Origin of the sequence: Streptomyces canus 299MFChir4.1, from assembly GCF_000383615.1 — a bacterium.
Taxonomy (GTDB): domain Bacteria; phylum Actinomycetota; class Actinomycetes; order Streptomycetales; family Streptomycetaceae; genus Streptomyces; species Streptomyces canus_C.
This window is the reverse complement of record NZ_KB911587.1, coordinates 298427-314443: the sequence shown is the minus strand read 5'-3', so window position 1 is coordinate 314443 and position 16017 is coordinate 298427. Positions and strand designations below refer to the sequence as shown.

Sequence of the window (16017 nt, the reverse complement as noted above, 5' to 3'; positions counted from 1 at the left end):
GTCGTCATCGCCCTGTATCTGCTGGTGCTGACCCGGGGGAGCTGGCAGCCGTGGACCGCCCTGTGACCGGGAGGCGGTCCCGCCTCACCGCCCGCCTGCGCCGCGGCACCCTGCGCGGCGCCCTGGCCGCGCTGACCGCGCTGGTGCTCACCGTGCCCTTCGTGGTCGCCTGGCGTGTCTACGTCGACCAACGCAACGTGACCCGCCAGGTGAGCGTGCCGGCCGCGCGCGTCGACGCGGCGACCGCCGCCCGCTGGAAGGCCGTCGGAGCCGGTCTTCCGGAACGCGCGGCGCCGGTCATCCTCACCTACCACGACCTCAAGCCGTACAGCGGCAGCCGCTACATCGTGGACCCGGCCGTGTTCGAACGGCAGCTCAGCGCCCTCCAGGCGGCGGGATACCGCACCCTCACCACCGACGAGTTCGTCGCCTACCTGCTCGGCGCGCCGGTGCCGCCGCGCTCGGTGATGCTGACCTTCGACGACGGCACCCACGGCCTGTGGAGCTACGGGGACCGCATCCTCGCGCGGCACCGCATGAACGCCGTCTCGTTCCTCATCACCGGCAGGGTGGGCCGGCACCGGCCCTACTACCTGTCCTGGCAGGAGATCGCCCGGATGGCCCGCTCGGGCCGCTGGGACTTCGAGGACCACACCCACGACCTGCACAGCCGCACCCGGATCGGCCCGCACGGCGAGCTGGGCTCACTGCTCGCCCACCGCAGATACCTGGCCTCCACCGGCAGTCTGGAGAGTACGGAGCACTATCAGCGCCGGGTGAGAGCGGACTTCACCAGGTCCCTGGCGGACTTCGAACGACACGGCCTGCCCCGGCCCAGTCTGTTCGCCTATCCCTTCTCGGAGTCGGCGGACCCGCAGCAGACCTCGTATGTGCGCGACCTGATCGAGCGGACCTTCGCGGCGGCCCTGACGGACAAGACGTTCAGCCCCGAGCCGGCGGCCCGCAGATCGGCTGTCCACCAGGAGTACCAGCGTCTCGAGGTCTTCGCGGACACCACCCCCGACGCCCTGCTCGCGCAGGTGGCGGCCCGTACGCCGGTGCCTCCGGCGGGCGACCCGCTGCGCTTCCCCGAGCGCTGGACGGGCATCAGCTGGAAGCCTCTCGGCGGCACCGGCGCCCTGACCGGCAAGGACATCCCCCCGGGCGCCGGGCGTTATGTGTACGGCGCCTACGCCCCGTACGGCGCCGCCGACTGGGACCACTATTCGGTCGCCGCCGGCCTGACCGCCCTGCCCGCGCGAGGGGGCAGCGCCACGGTGTTCGTGCGGGTGGGCGGGGACGCCACGGTCGGGGTGCGCGTCTCCCACGGCACCGCCCAGATGGTCGGCGGCCGGACGCGGAACCGTGTGCTGGCCGAGCACACGCTGACTCCGGGGCCGACCCACGAGGTCCGGCTGACGGTGGACGGTACCCGGACCGAGGCGGTGGTGGACGGCCGCCACCGGTTCACCGTCCCGAACAGCGGCGGGGTGCGCGGCACCGGCGGGATCGCCCTGGCCCTGTCCCAGGGGGACACCGGCCCGTCCTGGCCGGCGTTCAGCCACGTGGAGACCGCTCCGCTGCCCGGCTCGCCCGCCATCGCGGGGACCTTCGACGGCCCCGCCGGCTGGACCGACGGGGACGGCCGCCGGGCGCGGGCGGTGATCGGGGCCGGCGGTGTGCAGCCGATCGGCTCGCGCGGCTGGGCCTTGGCCGCCTACCGGCCCGGCAGCACCGCGCACTGGTCCGGCTACACGCTGAAGAGCCGGCTGACGGGCCTGTCGGAGGAGGGGCTGCACAGCTCGGTCGTGGTGCGCCGGGGCGCCCCGGACCAGCTCACGGTCCGCGTCTCCCGCGGCTGGATCACAGTCCTCTCCGGGCCCGGCGCCCACCCTCGTACCGTGCTCTCCCGCAAGCTGCCGGACGCCGCGGAGAGGGACGTGCGGGTGTCGGTCGGGGCACGGACCACCGAAGTCACCGTCGGTGCCGGGCTGGTGCACACGTCCGTCCCCGCCGCGGGCGGCACCGGTGGCATCGCGCTCGGCGTCTACCGGCGGTCGGAGGCCCAGCCGTGGCCCGGGTTCGAGGGCTGCGCCGTCAGCGGGGGGCGTACGGCGTGATCCGGCGGCTCGCACGGCGCAGGCGGGCAGGGCTCCTCACCGGGGCCCTGCTCGCTCTGCTGCTGGCGTCGGCGTTCGCGGGCGGGCTGACGCTGCACGCCGTCGGCCGGGTCGGGCCGGCGTCGGAGTTCCGGCCCGAGTTTCCCGAACGGGGCCTGGTCACCAATGAGTTCGCGTACTGGCACCCCGACGCCCCCGGCGCCCACCACTCCCCCGACTGGACCATGACCAGCGGCTCGCTGTTCGGGCTCGACGGCGCCGGCTGGTCGGGCCATCCAGACGGTGAGCGTCCCGACGCCGAATCCGTCCGGGCCACGGACTCGGCGGTCTTCCGGCTGGCCTCGCGGCGCCGCGACTTCGGTGACACCCGCCTCTCCCTGCGGCTGCGCCTCACGGACCTGGTGACGACACCGCGCACCCCGGCGCAGCCGTACGACGGCGTCCATCTGTGGCTGCGGTTCCACAGCGAGCAGGAGTGCTACGCGGTCAGCGTGGTCCGGCGGGACGGGCAGGTCGTGGTGAAGCGCAAGACGCCCGGCGGCCCGGCAAACGGGGGCACCTATGTGACCCTTGCCAGCGCATCCGCCATGTTCCCGCCGGATGTCTGGACCCAGGCGGTGGCCACGGCCACCGACCTCCCGGACCACCGGGTGCACATCACCTTGGAACTCGCGGGCCGTCGGGTGCTGGATGTGACCGACGCCTCACCGGGGGGCCTGTACGCACCCGGCGGCATCGGCGTCCGGGGTGACAACACGGAGTTCCTGTTCCGTGACCTCACGGCACAACCGGAATGACCCAAACGGGACGAACCGTCTACCGTCCGGTAGCTTTGATCGATCATCGCTCATTTGTTACGTAAAGATTTCATCTGAGGGCAATATCTGGCACTCAGTGCCTTGCACGGTGGCACGCGGTGTCTTACGTTGAGGGGAGTCCGGGCGGCCGGCGTGCAGAGACCTTTCGTACGCCGGCTGTCCCAGCAAGTCATCGACTTGCCCGCCCGGACGCCTGCGTCACAGGCAACCTCCCGCGCCACAAAGCGCTGCCGAACAGCACGACCGCCGAACCGACGGCACCGACGTAACCCTCAGCGTCTCCCCTCAAGACGCCATTCGCCGGAGGCAACACCGTGACCGTGAAGGACATCCTGGACGCGATCCAGTCGCCGGACTCGACGCCGGCCGACTTCGCCGCCATGCCGCTCCCCGAGTCGTACCGCGCCATCACCGTGCACAAGGACGAGACGGAGATGTTCGCGGGCCTGGAGACCCGCGACAAGGACCCGCGCAAGTCGATCCACCTCGACGACGTGCCGCTGCCCGAGCTCGGCCCGGGCGAGGCCCTGGTCGCCGTCATGGCATCGAGTGTCAACTACAACTCGGTGTGGACCTCGATCTTCGAGCCGCTGTCGACCTTCGGGTTCCTGGAGCGCTACGGCCGCACCAACGACCTGGCCAAGCGGCACGACCTGCCGTACCACATCATCGGCTCCGACCTCGCGGGCGTGGTCCTGCGCACCGGCCCCGGCGTCAACGCCTGGAAGCCCGGTGACGAGGTCGTCGCGCACTGTCTGTCCGTCGAGATGGAGTCCTCGGACGGCCACAACGACACCATGCTCGACCCCGAGCAGCGGATCTGGGGCTTCGAGACCAACTTCGGCGGCCTCGCCGAGATCGCGCTCGTCAAGTCCAACCAGCTGATGCCGAAGCCCGGCCACCTGAGCTGGGAGGAGGCCGCCGCCCCGGGTCTGGTCAACTCCACCGCCTACCGGCAGCTGGTCTCCCGCAACGGCGCCGGCATGAAGCAGGGCGACAACGTCCTGATCTGGGGCGCGAGCGGCGGACTCGGCTCGTACGCCACGCAGTTCGCCCTCGCCGGCGGCGCCAACCCGATCTGTGTCGTCTCCAGCGACCAGAAGGCGGACATCTGCCGCTCCATGGGCGCCGAGGCGATCATCGACCGCAACGCCGAGGGCTACAAGTTCTGGAAGGACGAGCAGACCCAGGACCCCAAGGAGTGGAAGCGCTTCGGCAAGCGCATCCGCGAGCTCACCGGCGGCGAGGACATCGACATCGTCTTCGAGCACCCCGGCCGCGAGACCTTCGGCGCGAGCGTCTTCGTCACCCGCAAGGGCGGCACGATCACCACCTGCGCCTCGACCTCGGGCTACATGCACGAGTACGACAACCGCTACCTGTGGATGTCCCTGAAGCGGATCATCGGCTCGCACTTCGCCAACTACCGCGAGGCCTGGGAGGCCAACCGGCTCATCGCGAAGGGCAAGATCCACCCGACCCTCTCCAAGGTGTACTCCCTGGAGGAGACCGGGCAGGCCGCCTACGACGTGCACCGCAACCTCCACCAGGGCAAGGTCGGCGTGCTGTGCCTGGCCCCCGAGGAAGGTCTCGGTGTGCGCGACGAGGAGATGCGCGCCCAGCACATCGACGCCATCAACCGCTTCCGCAACATCTGAGACACCCGGGGTCATAGATGACTGAGCGTCAGAATGCCGCAGGCAAGCGGGAGAAGGACCGGCCGTGGCTCATGCGCACGTACGCCGGTCACTCCACGGCCGAGGCGTCCAACGAGCTGTACCGGCGCAACCTCGCCAAGGGGCAGACAGGGCTCTCCGTGGCCTTCGACCTGCCCACGCAGACCGGCTACGACTCCGACCACATCCTCGCCCGGGGCGAGGTGGGCCGGGTCGGCGTGCCGATCGCGCACCTCGGTGACATGCGCCGGCTGTTCCAGGACATCCCCCTGGAGCAGATGAACACCTCGATGACGATCAACGCCACCGCCATGTGGCTGCTGGCGCTCTACCAGGTCGTCGCCGAGGAGCAGGGCGCGGACATCACCCAGCTCCAGGGCACGACCCAGAACGACATCGTCAAGGAGTACCTGTCCCGCGGCACGCACGTCTTCCCGCCGGGGCCGAGCCTGCGTCTGACGACCGACATGATCGCGTACACGGTCTCCCACATCCCCAAGTGGAACCCGATCAACATCTGCAGCTACCACCTGCAGGAGGCGGGCGCCACGCCGGTCCAGGAGATCGCGTACGCGATGTCGACGGCGATCGCGGTCCTGGACGCCGTCCGGGACTCGGGGCAGGTGCCGCAGGAGCGCATGGGCGACGTCGTCGGCCGTATCTCCTTCTTCGTGAACGCGGGCGTCCGGTTCATCGAGGAGATGTGCAAGATGCGCGCCTTCGGCCGCATCTGGGACCAGGTCACGCGTGAGCGCTACGGCATCGAGAACCCCAAGCACCGCCGCTTCCGGTACGGCGTCCAGGTCAACTCCCTCGGGCTGACCGAGGCGCAGCCGGAGAACAACGTCCAGCGGATCGTCCTCGAGATGCTGGCCGTGACCCTCTCGAAGGACGCACGCGCGCGTGCCGTCCAGCTGCCGGCCTGGAACGAGGCCCTGGGTCTTCCCCGGCCCTGGGACCAGCAGTGGTCGCTGCGGATGCAGCAGGTGCTGGCCTACGAGAGCGACCTGCTTGAGTACGAGGACATCTTCGAGGGCTCGCACGTCGTCGAGGCGAAGGTGAACACGCTCGTCGAGGAGTCGCTCGCGGAGATCGAGCGGATCCAGGAGATGGGCGGCGCGATGGCCGCCGTCGAGTCGGGCTACCTCAAGTCGCAGCTCGTCTCCTCGCACGCCGAGCGCCGCGCCCGGATCGAGTCCGGGCAGGAGAAGATCATCGGCGTCAACATCTTCGAGACGACCGAGCCGAACCCGCTGACGTCCGACCTGGACACCGCGATCCAGACGGTGGACCCGGCCGTCGAGGCCCGGGTCGTGGCGGGGCTCCAGCACTGGCGCGACACCCGCTACCAGCCGCCCTTCAACCATCCGCGCCCCTGCAAGGCGCTGGAGAAGCTGAAGGAGGCCGCCAAGGGCACGGCCAACCTCATGGAGGCCACTCTGGAGTGCGCCCGCGCGGGTGTCACGACCGGCGAGTGGGCCGGGGCCCTGCGGGAGGTGTTCGGCGAGTTCCGGGCGCCCACGGGCGTCTCCTCGGCGCCGGTCGCGGTCCCCGCGGAGGCGGGCTCGGCCATGGCCGACGTGCGCCGCCGGGTCGAGGTGACCGCCAAGGACCTCGGCGTCGGCAAGCTGCGCTTCCTGGTCGGCAAGCCGGGCCTGGACGGGCATTCCAACGGGGCCGAGCAGATCGCCGTACGCGCGCGTGACGCGGGCTTCGAGGTGGTCTATCAGGGCATCCGGCTGACCCCGGAGCAGATCGTGGACGCGGCCCTCGCCGAGGACGTGCACGCCGTCGGGCTGTCGATCCTGTCCGGCTCGCACGCCCAGCTCGTTCCGGACGTGCTGGAACGGCTCAGTGTGGCCGGTGCCACAGATGTACCTGTCATCGCCGGTGGGATCATCCCCAATGGAGACGCCGAACAGCTGAGGGCTGCGGGCGTGGCCGCCGTCTTCACCCCGAAGGACTTCGACATCACCGGCATCATCGGCCGCATCGTCGACGAGATCCGGAAAGCGAACAAGCTCGACCCCCTGGAGGTCCCCGCATGACCGTCAACCGTCTGCGTCCCCGCCGCTCGTGTCTCGCGGTACCGGGAAGCAACCCCCGCTTCCTGGAGAAGGCGCAGGGCCTCCCGGCGGACCAGGTCTTCCTCGACCTGGAGGACGCGTGCGCCCCGCTCGCCAAGCCCGAGGCGCGGCACACCATCGTCAAGTTCCTCAACGAGGGTGACTGGACCGGCAAGACGAGGGTCGTGCGCGTCAACGACTGGACGACCGAGTGGACGTACCGCGATGTCGTCACGGTCGTCGAGGGGGCCGGCCAGAACCTCGACTGCATCATGCTGCCGAAGGTGCAGACGGCCGAGCAGATCGTCGCGCTCGACCTGCTGCTGACCCAGATCGAGAAGACCATGGGCTTCGAGGTCGGCAAGATCGGCATCGAGGCGCAGATCGAGAACGCGCAGGGTCTCAACAACGTCAACGAGATCGCGACGGCCTCCCAGCGCGTCGAGACGATCATCTTCGGCCCGGCCGACTTCATGGCGTCGATCAACATGAAGTCGCTGGTCGTGGGCGAGCAGCCGCCCGGCTACCCGGCGGACGCCTACCACTACATCCTGATGAAGATCCTGATGGCGGCCCGCGCCAACAACCTCCAGGCGATCGACGGCCCCTACCTCCAGATCCGCAACATCGACGGCTACCGCGAGGTCGCCCAGCGCGCCGCCGCGCTCGGTTTCGACGGCAAGTGGGTGCTGCACCCGGGACAGGTCGAGGCGTCCAACGAGATCTTCTCGCCCTCCCAGGAGGACTACGACCACGCCGAGCTGATCCTGGACGCGTACGACTACTACACGTCCGAGGCCGGCGGCAAGAAGGGCTCGGCGATGCTCGGCGACGAGATGATCGACGAGGCCAGCCGCAAGATGGCGCTGGTCATCTCCGGCAAGGGACGCGCGGCCGGCATGCAGCGGACCTCCAAGTTCGAGATCCCGGAGGGCTGAGCGCCATGCAGTTCGGACGCACCTACGAGGAGTTCGAGGTCGGCGCGGTCTACAAGCACTGGCCAGGGAAGACGGTCACCGAGTACGACGACCACCTCTTCTGCCTCCTCACCATGAACCACCACCCGCTCCACATGGACGTCAACTACGCCGAGAAGACGACGGACTTCGGCAAGAACGTCGTGGTCGGGAACTACATCTACTCCCTCCTGCTCGGCATGTCCGTGCCGGACGTCTCCGGCAAGGCGATCGCCAACCTGGAGATCGAGTCGCTCAAGCACGTGGCGCCGACCTTCCACGGCGACACGATCTACGGCCAGACGACCGTGCTCGACAAGTGGCCCTCCAAGTCGAAGAACGACCGCGGGATCGTGTACGTCGAGACCAAGGGCTACAAGCAGGACGGCACGCTGGTCTGCGTGTTCCGTCGCAAGGTCATGGTCCCCACCGAGACCTACATCAAGGAGCGCGGCGGCGAGCAGCCGGGCCGCCCGGAACTTCAGGAGGGCTGACCGACATGGCACGCCTCGCCCAGACCCACGGCCTCACGGACATCCAGCGGGAGATCCTGTCCACCGTCCGGGACTTCGTGGACAAGGAGATCATCCCGGTCGCGACCGAGCTGGAGCACCGCGACGAGTACCCGCAGCAGATCGTCGACGGGCTCAAGGAGTTGGGCCTGTTCGGGCTGATGATCCCCGAGGAGTACGGCGGTCTGGGCGAGTCCCTCCTGACGTACGCGCTGTGCGTGGAGGAGATCGCCCGCGGCTGGATGTCGGTGTCCGGCATCATCAACACCCACTTCATCGTGGCGTACATGCTCAAGCAGCACGGCACGCAGGAGCAGAAGGACCACTTCCTGCCGCGCATGGCGGCCGGCGACGTCCGGGGCGCCTTCTCGATGTCGGAACCGGGTCTGGGTTCCGACGTGTCGGCCATCACATCGAAGGCGGTCAAGGACGGCGACGAGTACGTCCTGAACGGTCAGAAGATGTGGCTGACGAACGGCGGAACGTCAACTCTGGTCGCCGTTCTCGTCCGAAGTGACGAAGGACACCCTGAGGGCACCGCGCCCCACAAGTCGATGACGACCTTCCTGATCGAGAAGGAACCCGGTTTCGGAGAGGTCCGTCCGGGTCTCACCATCCCCGGGAAGATCGACAAGATGGGCTACAAGGGTGTCGACACCACCGAGCTGATCATGGATGGCCTGCGACTTCCGGCCGATCGCGTGCTCGGCGGGACCACCGGCCGAGGTTTTTACCAAATGATGGACGGGGTGGAAGTGGGCCGCGTCAACGTGGCGGCGCGTGGCTGCGGCGTCGCCCAGCGCGCCTTCGAACTGGGCGTCCGGTACGCCCAGCAGCGTCACACTTTCGGCAAGGCGATCGCCCAGCACCAGGCGATTCAGTTCAAGCTGGCCGAGATGGCTACCAAGGTCGAGGCCGCGCATGCGATGATGGTCAACGCGGCTCGCAAAAAGGATTCCGGTGAGCGAAACGACCTCGAAGCAGGGATGGCGAAGTACCTCGCCTCCGAGTACTGCAAGGAGGTCGTGGAAGACGCCTTCCGGATCCACGGCGGCTACGGCTTCTCCAAGGAGTACGAGATCGAGCGCCTCTACCGTGAGGCTCCGATGCTGCTGATCGGTGAAGGTACCGCCGAGATCCAAAAAATGATCATCGGTCGCAGGCTGCTCGAAGAGTATCGGTTCCAGGGCTAGATGTCCGGATACGGGGTGTTTTCTTGGAGAAGAAGATCACACCCCGGCAGTACGGTTCAGCCGCCGACTCGGCTTCCTGGCTTGCCCAGTTGTGGCCCGCGACCGGTACGATCCCGGAAAGCCGCCGTCCCCCGTCTAGTGCGCGGCATCATCCGCTACGAAGGTCATCCATGCCCCACAGCCAAACCTCTGCACCTCGCGACAGCCTGGCAGGCGTACGCCTCGCGCGCGGAGCATCGCCGTGGCTCCTCCCGACCGTCGCCACCGCAGCACTGAGCCTGGTACGCGCGCGCAAGTCCGGCGCCGCCAAGGCCGTCGCCGTGCCCGCCACCGCGCTGGCGGCGGGCATGCTGTGGTTCTTCCGCGACCCCGAGCGCGAGATCGCCCCGGGCCGGGTCATCTCGCCCGCCGACGGTGTGGTGCAGAGCATCATGCCGTGGAAGGACGGGCGCACCCGCGTCGCGATCTTCATGAGCCCGCTCAACGTCCATGTCAACCGCGCGCCGCTCTCCGGCACGGTGACCTCGGTCGAGCACATCCCCGGCGGGTTCGTTCCGGCGTTCAACAAGGAGAGCGAGAACAACGAGCGCGTCGTCTGGCACTTCGACACCGAGCTCGGTGACATCGAGATGATCCAGATCGCGGGCGCGGTGGCCCGTCGCATCGTGCCCTACGTCCCGCAGGGCACGAAGGTCGAGCAGGGTGAGCGAATCGGTCTGATCCGCTTCGGCTCGCGCGTCGACATCTACCTGCCGGAGGGCGTGGAGGTCGCGGTCGAGGTCGGCGAGAAGACGATGGCTGGGGTGACTCGCATTGACCGTGATTGATCCCGAGACACAGGCGGGCTGGGTGCCCGGGGCCGACGAGGTCGACGACGAGGAGGAGATGCCCCTTTCTCTCCGCCTCTCGATAGCGGACACTCTCACCCTCGGCAACGCCACGTGCGGCTTCATGGCGGTGTACTTCACCACCACCGGCATCCTGATCCCGCACCTGACCGACAGCCAGGAGTCCGGCATGGCGCGCAACAGCGCGGCCACGGCGGTCATCCTGATGCTCTGCGCGGCGGTCTTCGACCTCTTCGACGGCCTGGTGGCGCGCAAGCTGCGCTCCTCGCCGATGGGCGCCGAGCTGGACAACCTCTCCGACCTGATCAGCTTCGGCCTCGCGCCGGCGTACTTCGTGCTCGTCTACGGCATGGTCGCCGACGACGCGTCGCAGCGGGTGGCGGCGGTGGGGGCCGTGGTGGTGCTGCTCGCGGTGGTCCTCAGGCTGGCCAGATTCTCCTGCGTGACCGTGGCGAACGGCATGTTCCAGGGCATGCCGTCCCCGTTCGGCGCGCTCACGGTGGTCGCGATCGTGCTGCTGGAGCTGCCCTTCGTGGCGACGCTCCTGGCGATCCTGGGCACCGCGTGGCTGATGGTGAGCCGAGTGGAGTACCCGAAGCCGCGGGGGCGGCTCGCGGTGGCGATGCTCTCCTGGATCGTGCTGGCGATGGGGCTGCTGGCGGCCTGGGCCTTCGGTGCTCCCAGCGGTCAGCTCCTCCTCCAGACCGGCTGCGCCCTGCAGCTCGTCACGGGGGCGGTGATCCCGCTGTTCGCCACGGCCCGCCGGGTGAACAACTTCCGCGGCAACAGGCGCGAGGCGCGGGCGGCGCAGCTGCCGTAGCGCTTGGCCGTCGTACTCCCGAGGGGCCCGAACCGATGACGGTTCGGGCCCCTCGGCCGTGTGCCCGGACGGCTTCTCACGCCCCCGGTGTGTACCCCTCCGCAGCCTGCGACGCCCCGGCTTCCCGTACGACCTTCATGCCGCCGGTGACGTTCTTGTCCGGCCGGAGGATCACGCTCTCGCGGGAGGACGGGGACTTGGGGTCGGTGAAGTCCTGGGCGACGCCGAAGCCGATGTCGTAGGAGTCGATCGACAACAGGGCCCTGTCCACGGCCTCCCGGGTGAGGTCCTTGCTCACGCAGGCCTTCTTCAGGGCCTCGCCGAAGGCCGCCACAGCGGTCCAGCCGGCCACGATGCCGTTGTCCAGGGCGTCCTTCGGGTAGGCGGCCCGGTAGTCGGCGACCAGCTTCTTCGCCTGCGGGGTGTCGGCGCCGATGGGGAGCGAGGGTGAGGCCACGTAGTAGTTCTTCATCAGGGCGGGGCCCGCCTGGGTGGCGAGGAGCTGCGGCGCGAAGGCGGAGTTGTTGCCGATGACCGGCACGGTGAAGCCGCTCGCCGCCGCCACCCCGACCAGGGAGGCCGCCTGCCGCGGGCCCGCGCTGATCACGATCGCCTTGACGCCGGCCTGCTTGAGGGCGGTGACCTGGGCGGTCATGTCGTTGTCGGTGGGCTTGATCTTCTGCTCGACGACGGTCAGCCCGGCCTCCTTCGCGATGTGCTTCGAGCCCACGAGGGCGCTCTCGCCGTAGTCCCCCTCGAAGTAGACATGGCCGATCCTGTCCCCTTTCTTCACCCCCTTCTCCTTGATCAGGAAGTCGACCGCGTTGATCGTCTCGATGTCGTAGGTGGATCCGATGACCCGGATGTACGGGCTGCCGAGCAGCGCGGCCGACCATGCCTGCGGGAGGACCAGCCCCTTGTCCTGGCCGTCGATGCGCTGTTTGACCGCGGCGACGAACGGCGAGCCGATGAACTGCGTGAAGCCCAGCACCTTCGGCTCCAGCTCGGTGTAGCCGGAGACGGCCTTCTGCGGGTCGTAGCCGTGGTCGCGGACCGAGAGGTCCACCTTGTAGCCGCAGACACCTCCGGCGGCGTTCAGCTGCTTCACGTACAGCTGCTGGGCCTGGGTGACACTCTTGCCGAGGGTCGCGTAGACGCCGGTCATGTCGGTGAGGGCGCCCAGGGTGATCGTCTTCCCTGAGATGCCCTCCCCGGTCTTCACTCCGCCCGCGGCCGCCTTGTCGCCGTCCCCGTCGGGGTCCTTGGCCTTGGAGCTGCATCCGGCCAGCACCAGCAGCGCGGCGAGCGCGCCCGCGGCGGCTCTGGCGCCGTGTGTCCTGATCATCGTTCCTCCCCTGGTTGGGTGGTGACTCGACGCCGTACGGCCGTCCCGACCAGGCCGCCGGGCAGGAACAGCACCACCAGCACGACGGCGGCGCCGTAGAGGTACCGGGATGCCTCGCCCGGTGCGATGCCGCCCGTGCCGGGGGCGGAGACCAGCGGCAGCGCGTCGCTGTAGCGGGTCAGCAGCTGCGGCAGCACGGAGACGAACACGGCCCCGGCCACGGCCCCGGAGACCGAGCCGAGCCCCCCGATGACGATCATCGCGAGGTACTCGAGCGAGAGCGTGATGCCGAAGTAGTCGGGCACCGTCCGCTGGAAGACCAGCGCGAGCAGCACGCCCGCGAGACCCGCGTACATCGACGACAGCACGAAGACGGCGGCGCGGTGGCGGGCTACCGGCACGCCGAGCACTCCGGCGGCGATGCGGTGGTCGCGGATCGCGTTCATGGCCCGGCCCGGACGGCCGCGCAGGACGCCCCGCGCGAAAAGGGCGCCGGCCGTGAGCAGGACGAGGCCCGCATACCAGAGCTTCTCCGCCGAGCCGAACGGCACGGCGGCGACCAGGAGTTCACGGTCGTCGAAGGTGAGGCCGAACAGGCTCAGCGGCGGGACGTCACGGCCGTTGGCGCCGCCTGTCAGCTCGTGGGCGTTGAACATGACGTGCTGGCCGATGAAGACGAGCGCGAGCGTGGCGATGCCCAGGTACGCGCCGCTGAGCCGCCCGGAGATCGGGCTGAACAGCCCGCCCGCGACGCCCGCGACGAGGACCGCGAGCACAGCCGCGAGCCAGGTCGGCAGCCCAAGACCGGTCAGCCCGTCGCCGCCGTCCGCCGCGAACACGCAGTAGGCGTAGGCGCCGACGGCGAGGAAGAAGGCGTGCCCCATGGAGAGCTGGCCGGTCGCCCCGGTGAGGAGGTTGATGCCGATCGCGCCGATCGCGGCGGCCATCGCGAACAGGCCCGCCTGGAGCCAGAACCGGTCCAGGTAGAAGGGCAGGGCCAGCAGGACCACTCCCCCGGCGGCCCGGACGTATGTACGGGAGCGGACCGCCCGCAGCGGCTTCACCAGGGCCTCAGACACGGGCCAGCTCCTTCGTGCCGAACAGTCCGGCGGGCCGTACGAGCAGGGTCGCGACCATCACGAGGTAGGGCGCCAGGTCCCCCAGCCCCCGTCCCAGGAAGGTCAGATCGCTCTGGTAGCCGGTCGCGAGGGATTCCGTGACGCCGACCAGCAGGCCACCCACCAGTGCGCCCGTCGTCGAGTCCAGCCCGCCGAGGATGGCGGCCGGGAACGCCTTGAGCGCGGCCAGCGAAGTCGCCCGCTCCAGCCCCGGCGTCGGGAACACGGTGAGGAACAGGGCGGCCACGGCGGCGAGTCCGCCCGCCACTGCCCAGGCGCCCAGCGACACCCGCCCGAGGCGTACCCCCATCAGCGCGGCCGTCTCCGCGCTCTCCGCCGCCGCCCGCATCGCGATCCCCCACGACGTGTACCGGAATGCCAGCAGGAACGCGGTGATCAGCAGCGCGGCGGCCACGAGCGCGGCGATCCGGGTGTGGGCGAGCGAGATCGGCCCGAGCCTGAGCACGGCGTCGCCCCACGGATCGCCGAGCGTGAGGACGTCCGTGCCCATACGGCGGGTCAGCTCCGTCGTGAGCAGGATGTCCACGCCGATGGTGACGATGGCGAGGACGCTGTGGTCGCCGCCCCGGTACCGCCGCATCACCAGGAACTCCACGGCCGCCCCGACCAGCGCGGCACCCGCGATCCCGGCGAGCAGCGCGGGCCAGAAGCCGATGTCGTCGTGGAGGACCGCGGTGACGTATCCGCCCGCCAACAGCAGGGACGCGTGGGCGAAGTTGACGACCTCGGTGGCCCGGAAGATCACCACGAAGCCGAGGGCGATGAGCGCGTACACCGAGCCCAGCGAGAGGCCGTTCAGCAGGATCTCGGCGAAGGTGCTCATGACGCGGCCCCCAGATACGCCTGTACGACGGCCGGATCGTTCTGTACGTCGGCGGGGGCGCCGTCGGCGATCCGGCGCCCGAAGTCCAGTACGGTCACCGCGTCCGCGAGCCGCATCACCACCCCCATGTCGTGTTCCACCAGCACGATCGAGATGCCGAGGGAGTCGCGGACACCCGCGATCACGGCGGCCGTCCGGCGTCGTTCGTCGGCCGTCATGCCCGCGACCGGCTCGTCGAGGAGCAGCAGGCGGGGTTCCATGCACAGCGCGCGGGCGAGCTCGGCGAGCTTCTGCTGCCCGTACGGCAGGGAGCCCGCCGGCCGTGGCAGGCAGTCCGCGATACCGGCGAACTCGGCGATCTCCCGGACGCGTTCACGATGGAGCCGTTCCTCGCGGGCCGCCGACGGCAGCCCGAGTCCCGCGGCGAGGAAGCCGGTCCGGGTGAGCCGGTGCCGGCCGAGGAGCAGACAGTCCTCGACCGAGGCGCGGGGCGGCAGCGCGAGGTTCTGGAAGATGCGGGCGACACCGAGAGCGGCGATGCGGTGCGCGGGCATGCCGGTGAGTTCGTGCGCGCCGAAGCGGACGCTGCCCGCGGTGGCCCGGTAGACGCCGGACAGGACGTTGAAGCAGGTGGACTTTCCGGCGCCGTTGGGGCCGATGAGGGCGTGGACGGTGCCGGGGCGGACGGTGAAGTCGACGTCGTCGAGAGCGGTGAGTCCGGCGAAGCGGACGGTCAGCCCGCGGACCTCCAGGGCGTCCATCGCGCTCACCCCTTCCATCGCGTGAGGGTCCGGTCCGTCGCCCGGTCCGCGTCGGCCGCCGCGTCCTCGTCGACCACGCCGAGGTAGCGGCGGCGGACCTCGTCGGAGGCGGCGAGTTCGGCGGTCGGGCCCGACAGGGTGACCTCGCCGACTTCGAGGACGTACGCGCGCGTGGCGAGCCGCAGGGCGAGGGCCGCGTTCTGTTCGACGAGCAGGACGGAGGTGCCCTGGGTGTTGATCTCGCGGACGGTGTCGGCGATCCGCCGGGCCATGAGCGGGGCGAGGCCGAGGGAGGGTTCGTCGAGGAGCAGGACGCGAGGGGTGGCCATGAGGGCGCGGGCGACGGCGAGCATCTGTTGTTCGCCGCCGGAGAGGAGTCCGGCGCGCTGCGCGGTGCGTTCGGCGAGTACGGGGAACAGTTCGTGCACCCGGTCAAGGGCCGCGGACCGTCCCGCGCGGGTGCCGCCGAGGGCGCCCGCGCGGAGGTTGTCGGAGACCGTCATGCGCGCGAACACCCGTCTGCCTTCCGGTACTTGGCAGACTCCGGCGGCGACCACCCGATCGGGTGGAAGGGCGTCGAGGCGGCGGCCGTCCAGGGTGACCGTGCCCGCGGTGACCGCGCCGCCGTGGAAGGCGAGGGTCCGGCTGATCGCGCGCAGCAGGGTGGACTTGCCCGCGCCGTTGCCGCCGAGCACCGTCACCACGGCGCCCTCGGGCACCTCCAGGGACACCCGGCGCAGGGCGCGCACGGGGCCGTATCCGACCGACAGGTCGCGGACGACCAGTCCGGCTCCGGTCATGGGCTCCCCCCTTGTCCGCATTCGGTGTGGCGCTCACCCCAGCACCGGCGCGGGCGTGCGTCCACGGCCCGCGGCGGAATCGCTGCGGGTGCCCAGCGGGCCGGTGCCGCCGTTGTGCGCGCGCACAACACCGCGTGTCA

Annotated in this window: 14 protein-coding genes; 9 read left to right on the top strand and 5 right to left on the bottom strand. The window is 69.9% G+C overall.

The window, feature by feature from the left end; genetic code table 11:
- Positions 1-50: 50 nt before the first annotated feature.
- The 9 genes from H293_RS49650 to pssA all read left to right on the top strand — a co-directional run bounded on the left by H293_RS49650 (position 51) and on the right by pssA (position 11009).
- Positions 51-2120 (top strand): polysaccharide deacetylase family protein, encoded by a 2070-nt coding sequence (locus H293_RS49650; RefSeq protein WP_158694425.1) that lies wholly within the window; start codon positions 51-53, stop codon positions 2118-2120.
- A complete protein-coding gene (locus H293_RS0117275) occupies positions 2072-2917 on the top strand; it encodes a hypothetical protein (RefSeq protein ID WP_020119117.1) in 846 nt (281 codons plus the stop codon). The genes H293_RS49650 and H293_RS0117275 overlap by 49 nt, the downstream gene beginning before the upstream one ends.
- Before the next feature lie 341 nt (positions 2918-3258).
- Positions 3259-4596, top strand: a complete 1338-nt coding sequence (gene ccrA, locus H293_RS0117270; protein ID WP_028807925.1) for a crotonyl-CoA carboxylase/reductase — start codon at positions 3259-3261, stop codon at positions 4594-4596.
- Positions 4597-4613: 17 nt separating this feature from the next.
- Entirely contained in the window at positions 4614-6662 is a 2049-nt protein-coding gene (locus H293_RS0117265) for a protein meaA (RefSeq protein ID WP_028807924.1), read from the top strand.
- On the top strand, positions 6659-7618 hold the full coding sequence (locus tag H293_RS0117260) for an HpcH/HpaI aldolase/citrate lyase family protein (RefSeq protein ID WP_020119114.1): 960 nt from the start codon (positions 6659-6661) through the stop codon (positions 7616-7618). The genes H293_RS0117265 and H293_RS0117260 overlap by 4 nt, the downstream gene beginning before the upstream one ends.
- A 5-nt stretch (positions 7619-7623) precedes the next feature.
- Positions 7624-8130: a MaoC family dehydratase gene (locus H293_RS0117255; protein WP_007385824.1), complete on the top strand. Its 507-nt coding sequence runs from the start codon at positions 7624-7626 to the stop codon at positions 8128-8130.
- Positions 8131-8135: 5 nt separating this feature from the next.
- Positions 8136-9341, top strand: a complete 1206-nt coding sequence (locus tag H293_RS0117250; RefSeq protein ID WP_020119113.1) for an acyl-CoA dehydrogenase family protein — start codon at positions 8136-8138, stop codon at positions 9339-9341.
- A 170-nt stretch (positions 9342-9511) separates the two neighbouring features.
- Complete coding sequence (locus tag H293_RS0117245) at positions 9512-10168, top strand: phosphatidylserine decarboxylase (protein ID WP_020119112.1); 657 nt, start codon at positions 9512-9514, stop codon at positions 10166-10168.
- A 22-nt stretch (positions 10169-10190) separates the two neighbouring features.
- On the top strand, positions 10191-11009 hold the full coding sequence (gene pssA / locus H293_RS0117240; RefSeq protein ID WP_020119111.1) for a CDP-diacylglycerol--serine O-phosphatidyltransferase: 819 nt from the start codon (positions 10191-10193) through the stop codon (positions 11007-11009).
- Positions 11010-11085: 76 nt separating this feature from the next.
- On the opposite strand, the gene H293_RS0117235 is transcribed toward pssA, so the two are convergent.
- The 5 genes from H293_RS0117235 to H293_RS0117215 are packed head-to-tail and all read right to left on the bottom strand — an operon-like array spanning position 11086 to position 15877.
- The gene (locus tag H293_RS0117235; protein WP_020119110.1) at positions 11086-12354 is read right to left on the bottom strand and encodes an ABC transporter substrate-binding protein; all 1269 of its coding nucleotides are present in this window, start codon (positions 12352-12354) and stop codon (positions 11086-11088) included.
- A complete protein-coding gene (locus H293_RS49645) occupies positions 12351-13433 on the bottom strand; it encodes a branched-chain amino acid ABC transporter permease (RefSeq protein ID WP_020119109.1) in 1083 nt (360 codons plus the stop codon). Before H293_RS49645 ends, H293_RS0117235 begins: the two co-directional genes overlap by 4 nt.
- On the bottom strand, positions 13426-14316 hold the full coding sequence (locus H293_RS0117225) for a branched-chain amino acid ABC transporter permease (RefSeq protein WP_020119108.1): 891 nt from the start codon (positions 14314-14316) through the stop codon (positions 13426-13428). The genes H293_RS49645 and H293_RS0117225 overlap by 8 nt, the downstream gene beginning before the upstream one ends.
- Positions 14313-15095 carry an ABC transporter ATP-binding protein gene (locus H293_RS0117220; RefSeq protein ID WP_028807923.1) on the bottom strand — a complete coding sequence of 261 codons (783 nt, stop codon included), beginning with the start codon at positions 15093-15095 and terminating at the stop codon, positions 14313-14315. Before H293_RS0117220 ends, H293_RS0117225 begins: the two co-directional genes overlap by 4 nt.
- Entirely contained in the window at positions 15083-15877 is a 795-nt protein-coding gene (locus tag H293_RS0117215; protein WP_020119106.1) for an ABC transporter ATP-binding protein, read from the bottom strand. Before H293_RS0117215 ends, H293_RS0117220 begins: the two co-directional genes overlap by 13 nt.
- Between the last annotated feature and the right edge of the window lie 140 nt (positions 15878-16017).